This is a genomic window from Lactiplantibacillus argentoratensis (assembly GCF_037290055.1).
Classification (GTDB): domain Bacteria; phylum Bacillota; class Bacilli; order Lactobacillales; family Lactobacillaceae; genus Lactiplantibacillus; species Lactiplantibacillus plantarum.
This window is the reverse complement of record NZ_CP147647.1, coordinates 339,299-362,966: the sequence shown is the minus strand read 5'-3', so window position 1 is coordinate 362,966 and position 23,668 is coordinate 339,299. Positions and strand designations below refer to the sequence as shown.

General features: G+C 46.7%; 21 protein-coding genes, 1 pseudogene and 1 other annotated feature. Of the genes and pseudogenes, 6 read left to right on the top strand and 16 right to left on the bottom strand.

The features are described from left to right. Positions 1-135: 135 nt before the first annotated feature. On the top strand, positions 136-2,445 hold the full coding sequence (helD, locus tag V7R88_RS01675; protein WP_338816330.1) for an RNA polymerase recycling motor HelD: 2,310 nt from the start codon (positions 136-138) through the stop codon (positions 2,443-2,445). A 287-nt stretch (positions 2,446-2,732) separates the two neighbouring features. Here helD and V7R88_RS01670 read toward each other — a convergent pair whose 3' ends face one another. From V7R88_RS01670 to V7R88_RS01630, 9 genes and pseudogenes are all read right to left on the bottom strand, one after another. Continuing rightward, the gene (locus tag V7R88_RS01670) at positions 2,733-3,026 is read right to left on the bottom strand and encodes a HigA family addiction module antitoxin (RefSeq protein WP_003646479.1); all 294 of its coding nucleotides are present in this window, start codon (positions 3,024-3,026) and stop codon (positions 2,733-2,735) included. Between the two features lie 11 nt (positions 3,027-3,037). Further along, positions 3,038-3,329, bottom strand: a pseudogene (locus V7R88_RS14360) (type II toxin-antitoxin system RelE/ParE family toxin). 147 nt (positions 3,330-3,476) lie between these two features. Beyond that, on the bottom strand, positions 3,477-3,704 hold the full coding sequence (locus V7R88_RS01660; RefSeq protein ID WP_225829446.1) for a CPBP family intramembrane glutamic endopeptidase: 228 nt from the start codon (positions 3,702-3,704) through the stop codon (positions 3,477-3,479). After that, entirely contained in the window at positions 3,602-4,162 is a 561-nt protein-coding gene (locus V7R88_RS01655) for a hypothetical protein (RefSeq protein WP_225829565.1), read from the bottom strand. Before V7R88_RS01655 ends, V7R88_RS01660 begins: the two co-directional genes overlap by 103 nt. A 93-nt stretch (positions 4,163-4,255) precedes the next feature. Beyond that, on the bottom strand, positions 4,256-4,588 hold the full coding sequence (locus V7R88_RS01650; RefSeq protein ID WP_338816326.1) for a CPBP family intramembrane glutamic endopeptidase: 333 nt from the start codon (positions 4,586-4,588) through the stop codon (positions 4,256-4,258). A 15-nt stretch (positions 4,589-4,603) separates the two neighbouring features. Next, on the bottom strand, positions 4,604-4,777 hold the full coding sequence (locus tag V7R88_RS01645; RefSeq protein ID WP_087841949.1) for a ComC/BlpC family leader-containing pheromone/bacteriocin: 174 nt from the start codon (positions 4,775-4,777) through the stop codon (positions 4,604-4,606). 374 nt (positions 4,778-5,151) lie between these two features. Beyond that, positions 5,152-6,336, bottom strand: coding sequence for a cation:proton antiporter (locus V7R88_RS01640; RefSeq protein WP_152707383.1), 1,185 nt, complete (start codon positions 6,334-6,336; stop codon positions 5,152-5,154). Positions 6,337-6,380: 44 nt separating this feature from the next. Further along, positions 6,381-7,757 (bottom strand): branched-chain amino acid transport system II carrier protein, encoded by a 1,377-nt coding sequence (gene brnQ, locus V7R88_RS01635; RefSeq protein ID WP_060677623.1) that lies wholly within the window; start codon positions 7,755-7,757, stop codon positions 6,381-6,383. A 165-nt stretch (positions 7,758-7,922) separates the two neighbouring features. Further along, positions 7,923-8,202: a binding site (T-box leader), on the bottom strand. 80 nt (positions 8,203-8,282) lie between these two features. After that, complete coding sequence (locus V7R88_RS01630; protein WP_003641966.1) at positions 8,283-9,098, bottom strand: Cof-type HAD-IIB family hydrolase; 816 nt, start codon at positions 9,096-9,098, stop codon at positions 8,283-8,285. A gap of 159 nt (positions 9,099-9,257) precedes the next feature. Between V7R88_RS01630 and V7R88_RS01625 the strand changes: the two genes are divergently transcribed. The 4 genes from V7R88_RS01625 to V7R88_RS01610 all read left to right on the top strand — a co-directional run bounded on the left by V7R88_RS01625 (position 9,258) and on the right by V7R88_RS01610 (position 12,771). Continuing rightward, entirely contained in the window at positions 9,258-10,130 is an 873-nt protein-coding gene (locus tag V7R88_RS01625; RefSeq protein WP_114648398.1) for a helix-turn-helix domain-containing protein, read from the top strand. Positions 10,131-10,200: 70 nt separating this feature from the next. Then, entirely contained in the window at positions 10,201-10,992 is a 792-nt protein-coding gene (locus V7R88_RS01620) for a Cof-type HAD-IIB family hydrolase (RefSeq protein WP_114648397.1), read from the top strand. Positions 10,993-10,995: 3 nt separating this feature from the next. Next, the gene (locus V7R88_RS01615; RefSeq protein ID WP_003641963.1) at positions 10,996-12,150 is read left to right on the top strand and encodes an MFS transporter; all 1,155 of its coding nucleotides are present in this window, start codon (positions 10,996-10,998) and stop codon (positions 12,148-12,150) included. Between the two features lie 3 nt (positions 12,151-12,153). Beyond that, complete coding sequence (locus V7R88_RS01610) at positions 12,154-12,771, top strand: sugar O-acetyltransferase (RefSeq protein WP_015379760.1); 618 nt, start codon at positions 12,154-12,156, stop codon at positions 12,769-12,771. Positions 12,772-12,963: 192 nt separating this feature from the next. Here V7R88_RS01610 and V7R88_RS01605 read toward each other — a convergent pair whose 3' ends face one another. From V7R88_RS01605 to V7R88_RS01580, 6 genes are all read right to left on the bottom strand, one after another. Then, positions 12,964-13,686, bottom strand: a complete 723-nt coding sequence (locus tag V7R88_RS01605; RefSeq protein ID WP_003641945.1) for an MIP/aquaporin family protein — start codon at positions 13,684-13,686, stop codon at positions 12,964-12,966. Between the two features lie 14 nt (positions 13,687-13,700). Then, complete coding sequence (gene glpO, locus V7R88_RS01600; protein ID WP_003643774.1) at positions 13,701-15,530, bottom strand: type 1 glycerol-3-phosphate oxidase; 1,830 nt, start codon at positions 15,528-15,530, stop codon at positions 13,701-13,703. A 14-nt stretch (positions 15,531-15,544) separates the two neighbouring features. After that, positions 15,545-17,062, bottom strand: a complete 1,518-nt coding sequence (gene glpK, locus V7R88_RS01595) for a glycerol kinase GlpK (RefSeq protein WP_003643773.1) — start codon at positions 17,060-17,062, stop codon at positions 15,545-15,547. Between the two features lie 463 nt (positions 17,063-17,525). After that, positions 17,526-18,857, bottom strand: coding sequence for a dihydrolipoyl dehydrogenase family protein (locus tag V7R88_RS01590; protein WP_114648395.1), 1,332 nt, complete (start codon positions 18,855-18,857; stop codon positions 17,526-17,528). 77 nt (positions 18,858-18,934) lie between these two features. Beyond that, a complete protein-coding gene (locus V7R88_RS01585; protein WP_054397376.1) occupies positions 18,935-19,906 on the bottom strand; it encodes an ABC transporter ATP-binding protein in 972 nt (323 codons plus the stop codon). Further along, positions 19,907-21,433: an ABC transporter permease/substrate-binding protein gene (locus tag V7R88_RS01580; protein WP_003641940.1), complete on the bottom strand. Its 1,527-nt coding sequence runs from the start codon at positions 21,431-21,433 to the stop codon at positions 19,907-19,909. 237 nt (positions 21,434-21,670) lie between these two features. Here V7R88_RS01580 and V7R88_RS01575 point away from each other — a divergent pair, with 237 nt between their 5' ends. Then, on the top strand, positions 21,671-22,117 hold the full coding sequence (locus V7R88_RS01575; RefSeq protein WP_063724647.1) for a hypothetical protein: 447 nt from the start codon (positions 21,671-21,673) through the stop codon (positions 22,115-22,117). 542 nt (positions 22,118-22,659) lie between these two features. Here V7R88_RS01575 and V7R88_RS01570 read toward each other — a convergent pair. Then, on the bottom strand, positions 22,660-23,571 hold the full coding sequence (locus V7R88_RS01570) for an oxidoreductase (RefSeq protein WP_003643768.1): 912 nt from the start codon (positions 23,569-23,571) through the stop codon (positions 22,660-22,662). Positions 23,572-23,668 lie beyond the last annotated feature (97 nt).

The following is a 23,668-nucleotide window of genomic DNA, read 5'->3' as shown; positions in this document are numbered from 1 at the left end:
TGCCACTCATAATCACATTTCACAACAATTACTGATAAATCAGTGAATTTGCAGGCGCTTTGATTGACATCATCCCTAAACCCGCCTAAAATTGTTCAAGCGATTTAGACGATTATCAGACGGGAGGCCCTCTACGTGGCAACATCAGATCAAGAGCAACAACGCGAACAACAACGGGTTGATCGAGTCATCGAGCAAGTTAAAGAACGGGCACAACAGACCGACGACTTGCTGGCAAAGGCTCATCACGAAACCGATGTCATTCAGAAAAACTATGGTGATAATAATTCCGTCAACACGTTTGAAGTCGATGACCGGATTGAAACGAACGCGGAACTGCAACAACAAAAGCAAATGGTTGAACGCGCCGTGGAATCCGAAGCCATCTTGAAACGGCAAGTCGGTGTCTTGAAAGATCTCAGTAACTCACCCTATTTTGGGCGCATTGATATTCAAGATAGTCCCGACGAGGAAGCCGAACGTTTATACATTGGCACCGCCTCATTTGTCGACGCTGAACAGAATTTCTTAGTTTACGACTGGCGCGCTCCGATTTCCTCAGTCTACTACAATGGTACTCTGGGCCAGGTCCAGTACCAAACGCCGGCCGGACAACAGACGACCGAGCTGATCAAGAAACGCCAATTCCAGATCAATCATGGTCAGATTAAGAATATGTTCGACACGAATGAAACGGTCGGTGACGAAATCTTGCAGGCCGTCCTTGGAGAACAAAATGATGCCTACATGCAAAATATTGTAGCAACCATTCAAAAAGAACAGAACGATATTATTCGTGACACCACTAGTGACTTACTAGTTGTCCAAGGGGTCGCCGGCTCTGGAAAGACGTCCGCCATTTTACAACGGATCGCTTTTCTGCTCTACCACTCACGGGCTTCCCTAGAAGCGGACCAAATGGTATTATTCTCGCCCAACCGCTTATTCAGTCACTACATCTCCGAAGTCTTACCTAGTTTAGGGGAGCGCAATATGCGTCAAGTCACGCTTGCCGAATTTCTCAGTGCACGTTTTCAAGGTCTAACCGTTGAAAGCCTCTTTGAGCGCTACGAAAGTGACCGCCAGCGTGAACAACTGACACCGGCAATTCGCGATTTTCAAGAAAGCGCCGACTTTATGCGCCAAGTCGATCAATATTGCCATCAGCTACCAGCCGACCAATTACGCTTCACCAACATCGTCTTTAATGGCGAAATCTTCTTCGCTAAAGAGGTCATTACAAAGATTGCGGCGGCCTTACCAGCAGCGATGCAACCAGCTGACCGTTTCCTAGCAATCAAGAACACTTTAATTAAACGCTTAAAGCATCGCATTGACGATGAAGCCCAAGCTGACTGGGTCAATGATATCATTGACCAATTGAGCGACGAAGCTTACCACGACTTATTAGGTTCCAAGCGCCGTGGTGATTTTCAATCACTCGACGATGAAGTCTTCTATATTGGTAAGCAAATCGTGACCAAACGACTGCGGCAAGTCTACGATGCGATCTATAATGGTTACTTCTTAGACACCTATGAACAATATAACGATTTCTTAGCGCAAGTTGATCGGCCCACCACCGTGACGCCTGACCAATGGCAACAACGAATTGCCGCTTACCAGGCCGCTATTGATTACCATCGGATTGCTCTGGTTGACTGCGCGCCACTATTGTTATTACGCGATGTCCTAACTGGCAGTGGTCAGAACCGACGGATGCAATATATCTTTGTCGATGAGATGCAAGACTATTCGCTAGCACAACTGTTATATATCAAGCACGCGTTCCCACTAGCTAAGTTCACACTGTTAGGTGACAGTGAACAAGCATTATTCAAGGGGATTGAGTTACCACAGCAATTACTGGAACGCCTCAAGGATGCTTTCAATGTCCGACGGGCGAACTTGATTACGTTGAATAAGAGCTACCGTTCGACCGAACAGATTACGAACTTTGCTAAAGCGCTATTACCCGACGGCGACCAGATTCAAGCGTTCACACGTAAAGGCGATTTACCTAAGGTCATGATTCGCTATGGCGAAGACGCCGCTCTCAGCAGTCTGTGTAGCGAAGTTGAACATCAGCTCAAGGCAACTAACACCGTTGCCGTACTAACTAAAGATTTAGCAGAAAGCAAGCAGGTCTACCAATACCTGAAGCGCTATACAGTAACAACGTTGATGGCCGATAGCGACCGTACCATGCCACAAGGCGTGATTGTTATGCCAATCTACCTTGCAAAGGGGTTAGAATTTGACGCGGTGGTCGCATACGATGTCTCCGCTACCAATTATCCCGATGCGGATTCAGTTGGCATCTTATATACGATTTCGTCACGATCAATGCACCACTTGACATTGCTCAGCATCGGTGATGTCTCCCCACTAATTGCCCAATTGGACCCGACATTATTTACGATTGAACATCAGGTACGAGTATAACTGTAATTAAAAAACGACTAGAAGTAGCGGTGTCATTACGCTAGCTACTTCTAGTCGTTTTTCGTTATCACGAAACTAATGCTTGACCATTTTTCTCACGACCAGTTAACCCGGTAGTGAAAGTGCAATTAACCAACTCAACGGTTATCAACAGGTGGATAATATAAGCGCCACCGCTTTATCCACCTGTTGATAACCTTAAAATTTAAAATCTGCTGCTTATCAGTTTAGGTTATATTTGCAAAAACCGTAGTACGCTACCAAGCAACTACGGTCTACGTCCTTATTTAACTGACTTGATACTTTTTTATCTGTGCATATTCAGCACCATGTATCTGTTTCAAATTACGAATTTCAATATCATTTTGAAGTTCCAAGAAATAACGATCCGACACTCCAAAGAATCGTCCTAGCCGCAGCGATGTATCAACCGTCACCTGTCGACGATCATGTAGTAAGTCTTGAATCCGTGACGTGGGTACCCCAATCTGTTGAGCCAAAAAATATGCAGAGATATGCAAGGGAGCCATAAACTCTTCTTCAAGAATTTCACTAATTTTAGGTGTTGGGATTTCATTCATTTTTTGGTCTCCTAACCATGATGATAATCGACTATTTCAACATCATAAAACTCATTACCATTTCGAATTGCAAAACATATCCGATACTGATTATTAATCCTGATGCTATATTGCCCTTGGCGAGCATGACTTAATTTTTCCAAGTGATTGGTAGGCGGTAGGCTCAAATCATTAATTGTTTCCGCATGATCAATCATTTAGTAGTTTTCGCAATGCTAATCGCTGAATGGTTGGTGGCAATTGTTTAGAGAATTTTTGTTGGTAAACCTTGTGAGTTTCCTTATCTGCAAAATTCTTAATCAATTATCGTTTTCTCACTTATATTATTTTACAATTGATTATACCCGTATCACGTGTATATCTTAATCCATCCGACTCTTGCTCCTATTATTAGCTGACCACACCCAAATATCCAATTCATCTGAGTACCCGGCTAGTACGACCCCTATTTTAGCTAGGAACCAACCAGAGTATCCCTAGATTTGCTAACATATGTGTCACACTATTCACACGAATATCATGCTTAGATAATAGGTAGGTGGTCCCCAGCACTATGCCGAACAGCGTGTAATATGCTAATGGCACCAAGCTATTTCCGCTATGCAGATAACCGAAAAGAAGCCCATTGATAACAATGGTAGCCGCTTGGTACTCCCGGTCAAGATATTGGTCTGACAAGACGTAACTAAAGAAAAAGCCCTGAAACTCAGCTCCTCAGCGATTGGTCCAAAAATGACGGCATCGAGTGTCATCGCTACCGGATTTTTCCGCAACAGTAAATCCAATGCACGTTCATTACCCGATTCAGTTATGTGCCATACCGCCGTCAGCTTAGCATAGCCAAAAGCAAGCGCCACGATAATGACTGCGCCGATCACCATGAGTAGCAAGGCCCGTTTATTTAGCCGCGTTCGCCACGGTCGAAAATCAAATTGCCGTAATTCCGCGGTCGTCTTATAGATGTTGTACAAGAAAACGATAATCACGGCATATAAACTGAAGCTAACTAACAGCGTAAACCAATTGGCCGTAATCAAATAAATATACACGGGTAAGGAACTGATATTGACAATAATGACACTCAACACACTCACAATTAGTAAATTACCAATAAACCGTAAATTCTTCTGTAACATTTCATCCACTCCATCCAAACAACCGTAACTAGAATGCTCACTAACGGGCTTTTAAATCAATCCACTCAAGTTACTTGCCAAGTCCATTTGGCCTCATGCCATTAGCATGAGGCTCAGATTAGCTGTGACGTGCACGACACTGTTGACTCGAATATCCCGGCCAGATAATATGTAGGTTGCCGCGAGTACGAGACCCATAACCGTATAGTATGACAACTGCCCCCAACTAAAACCGCCACGCAGTAGACCAAACAACACGCCGTTAACAATAACGGTAACTAGTTGGTAGCGTGGCTGATCAAAACGTTCCGCCAGCGCATAACTGAAGAAATTGCCGCGAATAATTAATTCCTCGCAAATCCCACCGTTAACAGCGCCAAGTTCTTTTTCATTTAATGCTTTAAAATTACTGATGCTTTTTCTCATTTTTACCACTTCTTTCTAATGATGAGTCATAGTGTTTTTGCGCTGACGTAGATTAAACGCTCGCCTTGATGAAATACGCCAATTCTCATATGTGTAACCAGCCCAAGTCCAAAACTTATTATTACTACCACCTTTAACTTTAGAAAGCTCATTTTTTTGCAATGCCTGAAAATTATTAATATTTTTCATTTTAATCACCTTTTCCTATATTTATATTTCATCAATTTGATTTAAAAATTCGGATTCTTTAAAAATATTTAACGATAAAATCAGTTTACTTTTGTTGCTTATCAATTCAATATTGATTGCTTTCTATGCTCTTAATATAATACCTACCCGACCTATCGAACGATATTTTTTCAAACGTCATATTTTTAGCTATTATCGTACAATAATTTACCGATACCACGAAAATAGCCGTTTAGTCGACAACCACCACGACAATAAGTCAACATGCTAATACAACACCCTCACGCCTCGTTCAAATCTATCAGACTAAAAAAACGCCGTAGTCCCATACTACGGCGTCCAAGCGGTCCTTAACTTCCGCCCAATCTATGTGGTTAATGTTCTTCTATGATGCTATGTGTTGCAGTCACCTGACCGGCACGATGAATGGCATTCTTTAAGACGAACGGGGCAATCATCGTCACCACAATGATGACCAAAATAATATCCGAATAGTAATCGTTTGATAGTAAGTGCGCTGAAAACCCAATTTGTGCCGTTATCAATGCCATTTCACCACGCGAGATCATACCGGCACCGACTAAGTAATTACTATGGTGACTGAACCCATTTAACTTCGCGCCCAGTCCACAACCCCACAACTTAGTTAACACACCGAGCACCGTCATGACCACGATGAACGGTAGCGATTGCCAGACCCCTTTGAACGTCATATTTAAACCCACACTGACGAAGAATAATGGAATAAACGTCGTGTAGCCCACTGGTTCAATACTAACGTCCACCACGTGTTGGTAATCAGTTTGTGCAATTGCGACTCCGGCGAAGAAAGCACCTATAGCACCACTCAAGCCCACTAGTTCTGCCAACCATGCCAACGCTAAACAAATAATAATCGCCATAATAGTTGGACTGGCAGCCATCAACAGATGATCACTCAAGCGCATCAGATACGGGGCAACCCACTTAATCACGATGAAGACCCCTATGAAGAAGCCAACCTGTTCCAAGAGCACGATACCGAGATTAGTCTGGGCAACGCCACTCTGACCACCCATCATTGCAATCATGATACTCAACAGAATCACCCCGATAATGTCGTCAGCGACCGCTGCCCCTAGAATCGTGGCTCCTTCCTTAGTATCCAACACTTTAAATTTCTTTAGTACCTCCACGGAAATCGAAACCGACGTGGCTGAAAAGATGACACCGATAAACAGTGATTCAAACCAGCTAAACTGAAAGAAGCGACTCGCAAGCCCCATAATGACGGCTGGAAAAATCACTCCAATAATAGCCACGATAATGGCAGGGCGTAAATACTTACGTAAAAGTGCTAAGTTGCTTTCCAGTCCACCAATGAACATCAGTACCACGACCCCAATATCTGAGAACGTTTGAACTAAAGTCGTTAAATGGACCCAGTTAAGTAGTGCCGGCCCTAATATCACCCCGACCAGAATCTCACCAATCACGGCAGGAATCCCCGCACGGTGAGCAAAGTGCCCAGCGAGGGTTGTCGCCAAAATCAACAAACAAAGTATTCCCAAAAAATCCATGTGCTCACCCATCCATCAAAAGTCTTACCATCTATCATACACCTTTAGTCCTGGCTCATCTTGTAAGCATGTGCGTTCTGGAACCGGCGCGCATAGTGCCAGCCCAAGCCGATCAGTAGACCAATAATGGCGGGAAGTGCCCAATCAAATCCTAGTTTAGCTAATGGTAAGTACCGTTGATCCCATGCAAGAATCGTTTGAACCCATCCTAACCGAGTAATCAGGGCTGGTGCAGCACCTAGACCATCAATGAACGCTGGAATCAAAGTTAACGCCGTCGTCCATCGATAAACGAGCGGATCACGATGAAATAGCGGTGAGGCAATCGCTAAGATAATCAGTGTAATCGCCAACGGATACAGGAACATCAGCATCGGCGTCGACCATGCAATAATTTGATCCAACCCAATATTAGCGATTAGAAATGAGGCCCCACAGGCCAAGCGGTTCCAAGCGCGATAACTGATTTTAGGAAATTTAGCGTGCAAGGCTTCCGCAAACGATGTCGCCAAACCCACTGCCGTTGTCAGACACGTCAAGGTCGCCATAATTGCTAAAACAATCGCACCCGGCGTGCCCATAAAAGCATTGGCAATCTGACCAAAGGCAATGCCACCATCCGCAGACAACTTAAATTGCGATAACGACGTCGCACCAATCCAGATCAGACCAAGATAAATGACTGCTTCTAAACTAATACTCAACAAACTAGACTTGGCGGCCGTCTTAGCAATCGCTCCGGCATCCCGTTGACCAAGGCCCCGAATCGTGGTGACAACTGCAATTCCGAACAACAAGGCGGCTAACGCATCCATCGTATTATACCCTTGCAAAAAGCCGTTCAAGAACGCGCCGTGTTGGTAGGCCGCGGTCGGTGTCGCATTCGTGGTCCCTAGCGGCCGGCTGAAGGCAATCCCAAAAATTAAGGCGAGCAAAATCAGAAAAGCTGGGTTTAACAATTTACCGATCGTATCGACGATCCGGGTGGGCCTACGAGCTGCCCAGTAAGTGATACTGAAGAAAATCAATGAGTAAGCTAATAAATACCACGGTGCCTGTGCCGAACTCACATGACTAGCAATACCAATTTGAAACGGCGTAGTGGCTGTCCGCGGCGTCGCGAACAAGGGGCCCAAAGTCGCACAAGTCAGTACCATAAAAATCGTCGCGTAGCGTTTGCCAATTGGCCGCGCTAGCTCATAAATCCCACTACTGTGCGTCACACTGATGGCGATAATTCCTAACAGTGGCAATAGTGTCCCTGTCAGCAAGAATCCCCAACCAGCTGTCAACCAATTGGCCCCCGCCAGCTGCCCTAAGTGAATTGGGAAAATCAAGTTGCCAGCCCCAAAAAACATCCCAAAGAGCATTGATCCAATAATGATGTAATGTTTGATTGTTAATTTTCGCGTTATTTGCATAGTCGTCTCTCCTCCGTTAAGCGTCGTTCTCATCAACCAGTTTGAACAATCACTAGTAAGAGCACTCGATACAAACCACCATCACTACTTGTTAAGCGCATTGTCTCCATCCTCTCAACTGCCATGGGACTAAAAAAGCGTCCTTACAAAATCATCAATTGATTTTGTAAGGACGCTAACGCGTGGTACCACCTTAATTCGTCACGAACCGCAGCTCGTCACCTTTGCGCGTACGGCCAATTACCAACACCGATGACGGGTTTCCCCAAACAGTAATGTTAACTGACGATACGTTGGCCCGTTAATGGGGGCACCCAGCTAACACTCCAGCTCGTCGCATTAGCAGTTCTCAGGCTACTTTCCAGCCAGGCTCACCACCGCTTCACACCATCCAGCGGCTCGCTTAAGATTACCCTGACTTTACTCTCCTGATCATCACGTTTAGTCTCATTTATTTTTAATATTTGCAATCATAAACTCATTGCGTAGTCTTGTCAACTGTTTCGCTAAAAATAATCATCCGAGTTAATCCGATAATGCCCACTGCCGAATCGCAGCTGCGACCCCGTTCGCATCATTAGTAGCCGTCACGTGATCAGCGTGTGCCTTAGCAATATCACTGCCATTGCCCATCGCGACAGCTGTTCCGGCGAAAGCAAACATTGGCAGATCATTCTGTTCGTCTCCCAGTGCCATCACTTCGTCCGGTTGTATTTCCAGAGCTGCCGCTAAATCCTGAACTGCCTGCCCCTTGTTGACACCAGTATGCATCAGTTCCAAGAAGTTAGTTGCCGCACGTACCACGTACAGGTCCCGACCAAAAGTCGTCTTAACTTGCGCTTCTACGGCATCGAGTTGCGGGCCTTCACCTACAAAGACCCCCTTAGCAATTTGAAAATCAGCTGGTAAATCGTCAGGGTCTCGAATCAACAGCCCAGCTTTGTTTTCCCACGCCTGTACAACTGTGACCCAGTTAACATCGCGGTCAGCTGTATAGATCGTACTGTCCGCATCGAGCACGTTAAAGGGCACGTGATGTTGTTTTCCAAACGCGGTTAATTGCCGATAGTGCGCATTATCCACTAAATGTTTGGCGACGATCCGGCCAGCAATGCTCTCGATTACAGCACCGTTATACGTAATCACGTACTGGTCATCACCAGCAAGGCCTAACGCATCTAAATAATGTTGCGCCCCAGCAAGTGGCCGGCCGGTACACAAGACCACCTTAATCCCTTGGTCGTGGGCTTCCTTAACTGCCGCAATCGTACTTGGTAATAATTGCCCCTTTGAATCCAGAAGCGTGTCATCAATATCAATCGCAATTAATTTAATTGTCATGGGTTTTCGTTCCTTTCAACTGCGAATACGGTTACAATTAAGTCATGCCACCGCTCATCGCGAACTATAATTCTAATATAGCATAGCGCGTCAGCCATCAAGGTTGATTTTTGAAAGGAAGCGGTGCGATTTTACAAAATCTTGAAGCGAGGTTTAGTGATGAAAATCTTACACGAGACGGTCCAGACAATTCCCCGCCTCCCCTTTAAATATTACGAACATGATCCATTGACTGATATCAACGTTGCCCCACACTGGCACCAAGGGATTGAGTTAAATTATCTCGTCAGCGGTACGACCTTAAAATTCGTCACCGATGGACAGACGAATGAATATCGGCCTGGTGACCTTTGGACTACTAATCGACGCGTGGTTCACAGCGCTAGTGGGCCCACCGAAGTTGACTGGGTAGAGTTCGGCATCATCATTGACGACGATTTCTTACAAACTCAAATTCCGGCAAGTGCGAACTGGCAATTGACATTGAACGGCGCGGCCTCATCGAAAACTCACCCACAAGCCTACGCCGATGTCCGCCAACAATTAGTCACGATTCACGACCTGTTGACGACCCCCACGACCGATCTGCTGAGATTACAAATTCTCAGCCACTTTTACCAGTTACTTGTCACTCTGGGTCAAACGTTTACCGTTCCTCTGACTGCAACAACGGTCAGCCCTAACTTGACGTTAACGGATACGATCATGACTGCCATCAATCAACATTACGCTGAGCCCATCGATGGTAATACCCTTGCCGAGCAATTTCACGTTTCGTTGACCACTTTGAATCAGCAATTCAATGCAAACGTCCAACTATCCGTTAACCGATACTTACGACTGATCCGATTGATGAACGCCCGTCGCCTCCTGTTAGAGACCGACCATAAGATTGAATATATTGCCATGCAATGCGGCTTTCCGAATAGTAAGACGTTCAATCGGAATTTTAAATCTTGGAAGGGTATGACGCCTACCGACTATCGTCAAGCCTATGCCCGGTATCACCGAATTGATACTAGTTGCCTCTAAAAATGTCCCTTCGTGGTCTGAATTTCGTGGTAAGCTACGGCTATCAATTAAACGACGGGAGATTTTAACCATGATTAAATTAATGGCAACTGATATGGATGGCAGCTTTTTGCGTGACGACATGACTTACGACGAAGCTCAATTTGCACTGCTTTATCAACAATTACAACTACGGGGCGTACGGTTCGTGATTGCAAGCGGCAATCAATATTTCCAACTCAAGTCCTTCTTCAAGGACTATCCTGAGATGATCTACCTTGCTGAAAATGGGGCTTATATCCGCGATGCCGACCACGTTTACGCACTTAACGCCTTTCAGCCAGACACAATCCAGACGATTCTGAATAAGATTCAAACCATCCCGGATTTAAAGCTACTGGTTTGCGGTGCCAAAAGTGCCTACACCCTAACGACCACTGATCCTGAGCACGTGGCACAAATGCGACATTATTATCATCACTTAGCCGTCGTTGAAAGTTACGACCAGCTTGATGATGACATTATGAAGTTCGCCATCACATGTCCACCAGAACGCACCACAGCGATTGTGACGCAACTACGCGAGTTACTGACGGGTATCGCCGAACCAACCAGCAGTGGTCACGGCGACATCGACATTATCCAACCCGGCATGAATAAGGCGGCTGGCTTAGCGCAACTCGGACAGGTTCTCGGAATCGACCTCACAGACATGGCTGCATTTGGCGATGGGGGCAATGACCTAGAAATGCTCCGGGAAGTCGGCTGTGGCGTTGCCATGGCGAATGCTCAACCAGCCGTGACAGCCGTAGCCAACGCCACGACAGGTACAAACCAAGAACAAGGCGTCTTACAGTGGATCAAAAACTGGTTGGAGGCGTAAGCCATGCAACCACGGTTGACCACCACCATCAGTATTCTTAGCCTTTCCACTGTAACAGGCATCACTACCGTTATTACAGGAATCATTCCCCAGCTCAAACGGACCTTTCCCACCGTCCCGACTACGCTGATTGAATGGCTCGTCACCATCGCCAACTGTAGCGCATTGATTACTTTGTTACTCAACCCCCGATTAACAAGCCGGTGGGGATTACGGCCAATCGTGATTAGTGGACTCTTGATCAGCGCCATCATGGGACTGATTCCCGCTATCACGACTAACTTTACCGTAATCATGGTCAGTCGGCTCGGATTAGGATTAGGCGTCGGCCTCTTTTCACCACATGCCATCAGTTTGTTGACCCACAGCTTTACCGGTGATTTACGGGCCCGACTGTTAGGTTACCAGACGGGCCTCTCAGCCCTAGGTAACGCGATATTGCTAGGATTAGCAGGCCTGCTGATCAGTCTCAGTTGGCACGCCGTCTTTTGGCTATACGGGCTACTGGTGATTGTTGCTGGGGGCGTGGCGTGGTTCGTACCGGAACCCACTGTTCCATCAACAACGACTAATCACGCACGCACTGAAAAGACACAACTACCACGGCACCAGTGGACGTTACTAGGACTTACCTTTATCACCTATCTACTCATCTGGGGCGTTCAATTAAAGCTGCCGAGTTACTTTAGCGCCCGTCATTTTGGTAACGCCGCCACTATCAACTTAACCTTAGCAGCCATGAACATCGGTGGCTTGCTGGCTGGTCTCACTTTTGGCTATCTATACCGCTATTTACACCGGTTCACCTTAACCTTAGGCTATGCCGGAGCAGCTATTTCAGTCTTAGTATTATGGTTGGCATCCAATGCAACTGTGGCTATTGGCGCTGCCGTATTTTTCAACTTTATTTACTCGTACACCGGGCCATATTTGGTCTTCACTAGCAATACTGGCCTGGATACCATTCAAGTCAACGTCCTGAGTAGCTACCTGACGATTGCCACCATTATCAGCGCTTTCTTTGCGCCACTGGTCTGGAACAGTCTCGGCCAACTTGGGCCACAGACGCTCACCGCCAACGTTCTCATTTGGATTATGCTCATTTTAGGTGGCTTAGCCTTGATTACCGGCAGCCATCATCCACGAAAGGAAGTTTAATTAATGACCAATAATAACGATCGTCTTCATACTGGCGAACTCTACTTACCTAACGACCCTGAACTTGAAAAACGCCAATTTGGCTATCTCGATCAGCTCTATGATTTCAACCAAACTCGGCCCAGCGAACTAACCAAGCGCCAAATTCTACTTAGCAAGATGTTCGCAGAAATCGGCCCGAAGTGTTACATCGAACCACCGTTTCACAGTAACTTTGGTGGGCACCATGTCCACTTTGGCAAGGGAGTTTACGCCAATTTTAACCTAACACTGGTAGATGATACCCATATTTACGTTGGCGACTATACGATGTTCGGCCCCAACGTGACAATTGCAACCGCGGGCCATCCGATTTTGCCATCATTGCGCGAACAAGCTTATCAGTACAATATGCCAGTTCATATCGGCCGTAACTGTTGGTTCGGCGCAGGTGCCATCGTACTACCCGGTATTACGATTGGCGACAATGTCGTCGTTGGCGCTGGTAGCATCGTGACCAAAGACTTACCCGATAACGTCGTCGCCGTGGGGAATCCCGCCCATATCTTGCGACACATTAATGATCACGACCGTCAGTACTACTTTAAAGACCGCCAGATTGATCCTAGCTTGTTAAATTAATTAAACAAACCCGCTGTATTCTACTGTGATGTGTGCGTAGAATACAGCGGGTTTGTTTAGTTTAGGATGTTTTTCCAAATCCATTCTATATATAAAGTCTAGTCAAACATCTCGGTTAACTCACAAATAAAACCGTGAGGACTGTTGTCAATTCCAACAGTCCTCACGGTTTATATCAAATCAGTCATAAAATTATGGCAATACATTAAACAACAGTGCGCCTAACGCGCCACCAACCAATGGTCCAGCGATTGGCACCCAACTGTAGGCCCAATCAGAAGTTCCTTTATTGGCGATGGGCAATACCGCGTGCGCAATGCGGGGCCCTAAATCCCGGGCTGGGTTAATTGCATACCCGGTCGTTCCACCCAGAGACAGCCCGATAGCGATAATCAGAATTCCGACAACAATCGGGTTTAATCCCGCCGTAAATTGGCCTTTCGTGAAGGCTAACAAGCCAAAGACTAGGACGAACGTTCCAATCACTTCACTGATAAAGTTCCAGAAATACCGCCGGATACCAGGACCGGTTGCAAAAATGCCGAGAATCGCGCCAGCATCCTTAGTTGCTTGCCAGTGTGGGTAGTAGTGCAACCAAACCACGAGGCCACCAATCACCCCACCAGCAATCTGAGCCGCACTATATGGAATCACGTAGGCCCATGGGAACTTACCGGCCACTGCCATTCCTAGTGAGACCGCTGGATTAAGATGTGCGGGGCTCATAAAGCTGGATGCATAGACGCCCATCGTGACTGCAAATCCCCAACCTAAGGTAATCGCAACCCAGCCCGCATTTTGCGCTTTGGATTTATTGAGCGTTACCCCAGCTACAACCCCATCACCTAACAGAATCAAGATAAAGGTCCCGAGAAATTCCCCCAACAATTGTAGTGCTAATGGATCTTTCATCATGACCACCCCATTCCTTAGCCCTGCTTCAGTGCTGTTAAGTCCGATTCAGCAATCGTCTGATTCAATAATTCGGTTTGTGCTTTGACCGTTGCAGCATCCCAACCAAGGTAATCGGCCATTGTCGCTATGACGCCATCCTTTAAGCCATCCAGCGTATCTCGCATGAATAACAAGTGGTTAGTGCGCCGCAGCAAGTAGTCGACTGGCGTCAGGGTCATTTCTTCATCCAAAGCATAACGTAAGCTAATCGTTTCGGCTAAGCTCAGACCGTGCGTCGGTTCAACTTTACCAATCAGACTAAAGACCCGCGCAGCATTGGAACCGTACATATTTGCAATCCGCAACGCTTCATCATTCGTCAAACCATTATCCGTCCCTTGTTTAGCATAAAATGCAATCGTTGCATCCACGTTGTGCGGATCAATATCGCCACCAGAAACGGGGAGGTTCTTCGAATTGATTTCATTAAAGTGGGCATCATACTTATCTGCTAAAATCTTGGCAATCAGCGCCATGGCACCCGCAGCCATTTTACGGTAATCAGTAATCTTCCCACCAGCAAGGGTCAACAGCCCGTCTGGACTACTAGTCAACGAACTACCGCGTGAAACCGCTGACGGACTGAGTTTGTCCTCTGCCAAGGAAGTTTCCAAGTCATTCAGGACACTTTCGACATCTTCACGACTAGCTTCCTGACTTTCAAACTGATCAACAACCTTGATAACTTCCTTGAAGCTCTTATCACTGATTTTCCCTGAATTACCACCGTTATAATCGGAACTACCGTTAGCGGCAATCAGTGGCCGCAATCCGGCCCAACTAGCCTCAATATCATCTAAGGTGATTTTAGCAGTTGGAAAGCGACGGTTGACGATTTCCAACAAGTAGTCAACATCTTCTTGCGTAACGGTCGGGTGTTTCAGATCACCATGATAATCCGTATCAGTCGTTCCGAAATACGTCTTGTTTTCACGTGGCACCACGAAGATCATCCGGCCATCTTGATCACCAGAATCAAAATAGGTTGGTTGTGGCACTGGGAGTTTCTCAGCGTCAACGACTAAATGTACACCCTTGGTTGGCCGCATCTGGGATTGATACTTTTCAGTATGGTCCATCTTACGAATCGTGTCTGACCATGGACCGGTCGTATTGATGACGATTCGGGCATGAATCTCGAACGATGCACCAGTCAATAAGTCTTCAGCGGTGATACCATTGATCCGGCCATCATCATCATGTAAGAGGCCGGTCGCCTTCACATGACTTGCCATAATCCCACCATTTTCGTGAGCCTTCTTAATGTTTTCAATCACTAGGCGCGCATCATTATTCCGAAAATCAAGGTAAACACCGCCACCAACTAAATGTTTAGGGTTCAGCTGTGGTTCCCGTTGTAAGACTTCCTCGCGCGAAAGGGTATAATTGGTGAATTTAGGATCTTTAACTTCGGCGAGCTTATCATACAGATCCATCGCCACTTTGACAGAAAAGAGGTCGAAGGTCGCTCCCGTCTCATCATAAATCGGCAATAACATTGGGTCGGGCTTAGGAATGTGTGGCGCAATCCCCTGGACGACCGCCCGTTCTTTAACGGTATCGGCGACTACCCCCACGTCAAACGTCTTTAAGTAACGAATACCCCCATGGACCAGTTTCGTCGACCGTGATGAAGTCCCTTCTGCAAAGTCTTGCATATCGATCAACCCGGTCTTCATGTTCATTGCGGTTGATTGAATGGCGACACCGGCACCGGTAATCCCACCACCGATAACGAGTAAATCTAACGTTTCATTTTGCAAGCGTTCAATATTTTGTTGACGCGTCGTTGCTGAAAATGCCATGTTGTTGTCCTCCTCTATTTTCCTGCGTGATATGGGGTGTGCTTAAAGACTTGGGTCGCTTTGACCGCTGCCTGCCATCCCTCGTATAAGTTCGTCCGTTCAGCTGGCCCCATCTCAGGGTCAAAACTCGTGCCGGGCTTATACGACGCTTTTAATTCTTCCAAATCCTGCCAATAACCAACGCTAAGCCCGGCTAAGAAGGCAGCACCAAGCGCTGTCGTTTCCAGATTAGCAGCCCGCATAATTTGCGTATCCAAGATATCCGCCTGAAATTGCATCAACCAGTCATTACGGGCAGCGCCACCGTCAACTTTTAATACTGGAATCTCAATACCGGAATCTTTCTTCATTGTTTCAACCACGTCCCGCGTTTGGTAAGCCAATGCTTGCAAGGTTGCTTTAATAAAATCTTCACGAGTCGTGCCACGCGTCAAGCCAAAGACTGAGCCACGTGCTTCAGAGTCCCAATATGGTGCCCCTAAACCAGTAAAGGCCGGAACCACATAGACTTCATTTTCATTATGCGATTCGCGCGCCGCCCGTTCAGAATCGGGAGCGCTTTCAACTAGGCGAATTCCATCACGCAACCACTGAATCGCTGAACCGGCAACGAAAATTGACCCTTCCAAGGCGTAGTACACTTTACCGTTGATGCCGTAACCGATCGTGGTCAATAGATTATTATCGGATAATTGGGGTTTTTCACCGGTGTTCATCACGATAAAAGCCCCAGTCCCGTAAGTATTCTTCACGGTTCCCGGTTCAAACGCCAGTTGACCAAACAAGGCCGCTTGTTGATCACCAGCCATCCCACTAATTGGAACTTCCGACCCAAAGAAATGGTAGTCCTTGGTCTTGCCATAAACTTCAGAATTAGTGCGAACTTCTGGCAACATCGCCGCTGGAATATTTAATAATTGCAAAATCTGGTCGTCCCACTTCAAATCATGAATATTGAAGAGCATCGTCCGACTGGCATTGGAATAATCCGTCACGTGGGTGGCCCCACCGGTAAGTTTCCATAGGAGCCACGTATCGATCGTTCCAAAGAGTAATTCACCCTTTTCAGCTCGTTCTTGGGCCCCCTTCACGTGGTCTAAGATCCAGCGAATTTTAGTTGCCGAGAAGTAAGCGTCTGTGACGAGTCCCGTATGTTGATGAATCAAATCACCATAGCCATCTTTAACCAGCTTCTCAGCAATCGGCGCGGTTTGCCGTGATTGCCACACGATTGCGTTATAGATTGGCAAGCCAGTTTGCTTGTCCCAAACGATGGTTGTTTCCCGTTGATTCGTAATTCCAATACCACTAATTTGAGCGGGTTTGATTCCCGATTCAATGAAGGCATTCGCAATAGTAGACAAGACAGCATTCCAGATTTCATTGGCATTATGTTCGACCCAGCCCGGCTGCGGGAAATATTGTGGAAATTCCCGTTGTGAGTCGGCCACTTTATGGCCCGCATGGTCAAAGATAATGGCGCGGGTACTGGTTGTCCCTTCGTCAATTGCCATAATGTACTTGTCGGTCATGGTGTGTCACTCCTTAGTCATAACAGTTTTATGAAAACGCTATCATAATTGATGATTGAATCATACCATGTCGCGACCATTTTGTGAATAGATTTGCATAAATTAAATTTTGCACAATTGAATTTACTTTAAAACTAGTTTTTACTATGTCACAGTTCGATACTGCCATAGCAAGCATCGTCACGTTTAAGCGGCAGCTTCTGGTTTCATAAAATAATTAATTTACTAACACTGAGGGGCTCGTTATGGGTTTTGATTTTGAATTTTTTTCACAGTGCTTACACCCTGAAGCAATCCTGCCACGAAAATGACGACGAACAGGTTACGCTGTCATTCGGTCTCGATATTCCGGTCAAACAAAAAAAGAGCGGCCGGTCATTCCTGGTCACTCCTGGTCACTCCGTTAGTGTTGACATATTCAGTTAAGCTGAATAGCTGGACTTTGATTTAATTCAACCACACATTAATACAAGTATTGTAAGTCACTAGCCGGCGTTGGGTAAGCCAATACCAACCGTTGTAAATCTGGTAAAGTCACGTGTTTTTCAATTAACAACGTGAAGTAGTTAATCATCTCGTCGGCAACATCACTTAGAAGGGTAGCACCCACAACCTGTCCACTCGCTTTAGCAACCACTACTTTAGCTTGGGCTTGTTGTGCGCCAAAGCGGTAATAAGTGAACCACTTCGTCATATCAAGTGTATTGACACGATACTCATCTGGATGCTCAGTCGCCGCGGCCGCGCTGGTCCCGACTTGCGCTAACTTGGGCGCTGCAAAAACCTGCGTTGGCACAACGGGATACTTTATGGCTGCGCCGGGATGCGTCAACTCACCGACCAGATAACGCGCTTCAAAACCTGCAACTGGCGTTAACTTCGGTACCGGTGTATCGCTGACATCCCCAATGGCATAAATGTGCGGGTTGGCCGTCTGCAAATGATCATTGACTTGAATCCCATGCCGATCAAAGGTAACGCCCACGTTGGCTAGGCCTAACTGGTCCGCGTTCGGAATCCGTCCCGCTGAGCTGATGACCAGATCCGTTGTCAGCTCGAAATTATCAGCTGTCAATTGTAGACCGGTCGCCGTTTTAGTAATTGCTTGGACATCCGTATTCAAGTCAAACGTGATTCCATCAGCCGTCATTGCGGCCATCAAATCCTTAACCAAATCTGCATCAAAAGCTTTTAACGGGCGGTCATTATGATGAATCACGTGCACATCAGCGCCAGCGGCATTCGCAATCGTCGCCAATTCAAAGCCTACGTAGCCACCACCTACGAATGTCACGCGTTTAGGCATCTGGTCCAAATCTAAGAAGTCAGTGCTCGTCTTAAAGTATTCGTGCCCGGTAATCGGTAGAATCGCTGGACGCTGACCAGTAGCAATCACGTAATCAGTCGCACTGACTACTCGATCCCCGACCGCTAACTGATTGTCGGATTGAAAGTGCGCTTGACCATGTAACGTCGCAATATCTTGCCCCGTTAGTCCGTTCAACGTCCCATCGTTGATGCCATCCGTATAGCCTCGTTTATGCGCCATCAGTGCTGGCCAATCAATTTTGGGCGCGCCAATCAGGCCCTGCCCTTGTAAATGTTGCGCCGCTTGTCGCGCTTCGACGGCGCTTAACAGGATTTTCTTAGGGTCACAACCGCGGTTAGGACAAGTGCCGCCCCACAGATCCGCTTCAACGATCAACACTGTCTTGCCCTGGGACTTTAAACCGCTAGCCATGGCATTGCCGGCTGGTCCGCCACCAATCACAACAACATCATACTGTTCCGCCATTCGAAATTCCTCCTTAAATTCATTAGCGACCATCAATTATCACAACCTAGTGTAACTGATTCATCCTTAATTGACGATTAAGATACTTCTTCATGTTGACTCAAGTAAGCCACGATTCGTTGGCGATCCAAATAGCCAACAACCCGATTTTCTTCCGTGACCGCCACATAATCGTGATCTGTCAATGCCGTAAAGGCGGTGCGTAACGTGGCTTGAACGTCTAACGATTGAATCCGACCACTCGCAACACTGGGTTTTTCTGTGAGATAACCCTGAATAAGCCCGACACGCCCAACGTAGACATCATAGACATTTTTAGCTCGGCTCGCGCCAAAGAAGTTTCGCACAAAGTCGTTCACTGGATGCTGAGCCAGAGCAGCCGGCGTATCGACTTGTACTAACTGACCGTGTTGCATGACACCGATCCGGTCACCCAACTTCAACGCCTCATTCATATCATGCGTCACGAAGACGATCGTGTTGTGATAGCGGGCGTGTAGCCGTAAGACCAAGTCTTGCAATTGTTGCCGCGAGATGGGGTCTAACGCACTAAATGGTTCATCCATCAAAACAATATCTGGTTGCGCCGCAATCGCCCGTAAGATACCGATGCGTTGCTGCTCACCACCGGATAATTCTGACGGCATCCGGTCACGGTATTCCTTTGGATCGAGGCCAACTTCCGCCAATAGCTCATCAATCGTTTGATTAATTTCCTTCTTAGCTGTCCCTTTCATTTCTGGAATCACGGCGATATTTTGCGCCACCGTCATCGTTGGGAACAAGGCAATTTGCTGTAAGACATACCCCATTTGCCACCGTAGACTTCGGACTGGTATCGTGGTTGTATCAGTACCATTAACTAGGATTTTACCAGCCGTCAGTGGCTCTAAGCAGTTGATCATTTTAAGTGACGTCGTTTTGCCACTCCCAGAGGTCCCTACCAAAACAAATAACTCGCCCTGGTCAATCGTTAAATTAAGGTCGGGAATCACGGTCTGCCCATTAAAGTCTTTCTGGACGTGTTGAAATTCAATTGCCGTTGTCATTTAACGTCCCTCCTTCAATAAACCGTGCTTCACAAGATAGCGGTGAGCAACCGTCGAAGCGGACTGCTTCTTAACATTGACTTCATAGTTCATTTCTTGCATATCAGTTTCTGAAATCTTTCCTGCTAACTTATTCAACGCTTTAACGACCTTAGGATGTTTGTTGGCAAAGCTCGTCTTCATCAACGGTGCCCCTTGATACGTTGGGAAGAAGTGCTTGTTATCCTTCAATAAGGCCAAGTGATACTGCCGTAATTCACTATCCGTCGCATAGGCATCTACCAAGTTGATTTTCCCCTTACTGATGGCTTCATAGCGTAGCGCCGGCTCCATCGACTTGGCAGTCACGTCTAACCCATAAGTCTTCTTGATTCCTTTTAAGCCATCATTACGATCAATAAACTCTAGGGTCATTCCGGGTTTCAGAATCGATTCAACTTGCGTTAAGTCGCTGATTGTCTTCAAATGATGTTCTTGTTGAAATTTCTTAGTCACTGCCAATGCGTACGTATTGTTATACTGCATCGGCTTCAAGTAAGTCATTTGTTCCTGTTTAGCGAGGCGCTGTTTGGCGAGCTGATAGGTCTGGTTAGCTGTTTGACCAGCTGGGTTATTTCCCTTAACTAAGGTCTCCAGCACCGAGCCAGTAAATTCAGGATAAATATCAACCTGATTATTCTTTAACGCGCTGAATAAGAACGTGGTCTTGCCAAAGTTAGGCTTGAGCGTCACATGAACGTGTTCATCTTCAGCTTCAATCAGCTGCTTATACATATTAATCAAGATTTCTGGTTCGGAACCGAGTTTACCTGCAATCGTAATTGTTTCAACTCGATTGGCATAGACACTATAAGCCCCGCCACCACCAAGTAAAGCTAAAATACCGACAAAGACGATTAAGGCGTGGCGTGGTTTAGCCGTTTGAAACCACCGAACGAGCGCACTCAGCAGAATTGCTAACAATGCTGATGAGATGGCCCCAATCAATAATAACGAGGTATCATTACGGTCAATACCGAGCATGATAAAGGTCCCGAGACCCCCAGCACCAATCAAAGCGGCCAAAGTAGCCGTCCCAATGATTAAAACGAGCGCGGTCCGAATCCCAGCAATGATCTGTGGTAGGGCAATGGGTAGTTCAACTTTAAACAACTTACGCATTCGTGACATCCCAAAGGCATCGGCGGCCTCTTCAATTGAGGCATCGATTTCTGAGATACCCAAATAAGTATTTTGAAAAATCGGCAGTAGCGCGTAGATCACCAGCGCAATTACTGCTGGCACCGTTCCAATCCCAACTAACGGAATCAATAACCCTAACAGTGCCAAAGACGGAATCGTCTGTAAGACACTCGTGAGCTGTAACAATCCCTCGGCCCACCGTGGTCGTCGAACGACCCAAATGGCCAACGGAATCGCAATCACCATTGCGATGACTAATGATGCTAATGAAATCCCCAAGTGTTGCCATAGCGCAGTCAACAAATCCCCGCGTCGATCCATAAACGTCTGTATTAATGTCTGCATGCTAACCTCCAGTGCTCACCTTTATTGCTTAATAACTTCCTGTTTATCCATGTATTTAATCGTAGCATACTCCCGCAAAAATAATAGTAATACGCACTGGCAATTTACTGGATTTTGTAACTATTGTAGTTTCACGTTGAAATTATTCATTAATTTAAAATGAAGCTAGCTAGTTTTTACGAAATTACTAGATGAACCACTCAATGGATTATCATTACGATTAAGGAGGCCCCACCAATGACTACGATTCATCTTTACCTTGCAAGTACCGACCACCACTCGACCAACATCACCGCAACGACCCCCGCTGCTTGGGTCGTCATTCTGCGATACGCTGACCATCAAAAGGCACTAAATGACGGTGGCTACGGACATACCGAGACTTCACTGACCTTGAGTGCGCTGACCGCCGCACTCGCCACGTTGAAACGTCATGATTTACCCGTTCATATTCACACCACCACTGAACAAGTGGCGGCAATCATTAGTGAACAACGTTATTTAAGCTGGCGGCAAAACAACTGGGACGTTCCCGAAGCCGACCAACCAGACCTTCCCCAATGGCAAACGCTGATTCCCATTATCGAAGAATTTCCCAACCTCACCATCACCTACCACCCCGCGGACGATCCCGCGATGACCACCGCAACGACTACGCTAACGGCGGTGATGACGAAGCTATAATGGCGGTGCAAAACTAAGTCCAAAGCAGCCAGCTTAGGCCCGCTGGAAAAGTTCGAGTTAGCGTAAACTTGCCTAGGGTGCGCGTCCTACACCGACCTCCAGGCATTTCTGCCAATTGCCGGAACGTGGTGGGCACAGATTTAAGCCGAAGCCCACGTCTTAAATACTGGCCTTTCACGCCTTAATGCCATATTGACGAAACGTGCTCGGTAGCTAAATTATTCTAAGTCGGAAGTGGGTTGCTTCCGGCTTAGAATAAGACTCGTATTTGAGATGACGCGGGTTGTGCGTTAGCTCAAATCGATGTCGGCTTACGTTCCAGCAATTGTCACCCAGCTCCGGAGGTCGGAATCGGACGCTCACCGGCTGACGAACAGGAATCCACCTGCTTGTCATCATCCAAGCACCAGCTAAAATAGAGACCCTATCTCTCCCATACTACATGGGGGAAGCTTAAAGTTTAGACTTGAAATAAAGAAGCGAACCCCTACCACAATAACAACTGTGATCGTTAGGCTCGCTTCTTAGCATCATTATTCAGATTAATTATTATCAGCGGGTATTTTGCCATGCCGATAATGCCGGCTCCCGGTTCGCCGGTCCTTACGCCGCGTAACTTTTGACAGCTTAGCCGCACCATTGACGGCGGAGTTCATCATGCGGTCAAACTGACGATCACTCAACCACTGACGAGCCGTTAATGAGACCCCTGCGCCCATACCTGCGTGATAGCGAGTCTTGGGCTTCACATCATTGACAGCGCGAACCATCAGTTTAGCAATCACTCCCGGATTGGAAGCAAACTGATCGAACAATGACAGCATCGCACCGACCTTAACGGCTTGTTCATGATAAGCTGTTTCACCGGAAACTGCCAACAGCTTTTTTTCCGCAATACCAGCCCATTCAGTCTTGATGCCACCAGGTTCAACGATGACAACATCTATACCAAATGGTGCGACTTCCATCCGCAACGAATCGCTCATCCCTTCAATTGCGTGTTTGGTTCCCATATACCAAGCACTTAAAGGCTGATAGATCTTCCCCCCAATTGAAGAAACATTAATGATGCGACCACGATGTTGTGCCCGCATCAACGGTAAAACTAATTGTGTCAACCGCATCACACCAAAGACATTGACCTTGAATTGGTACTCGCCTTCTGCGACCGGAACGTCTTCCAAGGAACCGTATGAGCCATACCCCGCATTATTGATTAGGACATCAATGCGCCCCTGCTCGACCTGAATCGTTTTGACAGCCGCGATTAACGTCGCTTCATCCGTCACGTCGACTTTTAAGACGTGCACTCCAGCCGCTGCTAAATCCGTCATTTTTTCAATCCGCCGTGCGGCTCCGTACACAATGTTCCCCTGAGCTTGTAACTTCAAAGCAGTTGCTTTACCGATCCCCGAAGATGCGCCCGTAATTAAGATGACCCGTGGTTGACTCATAATCCGTTCCTCCATCGTTAACTGTATTTACTGTCATGCTACGTCAAACCCTTCACAATTGCAATCGAATTCATTGCCCGTAGTATGCTAAAATAGA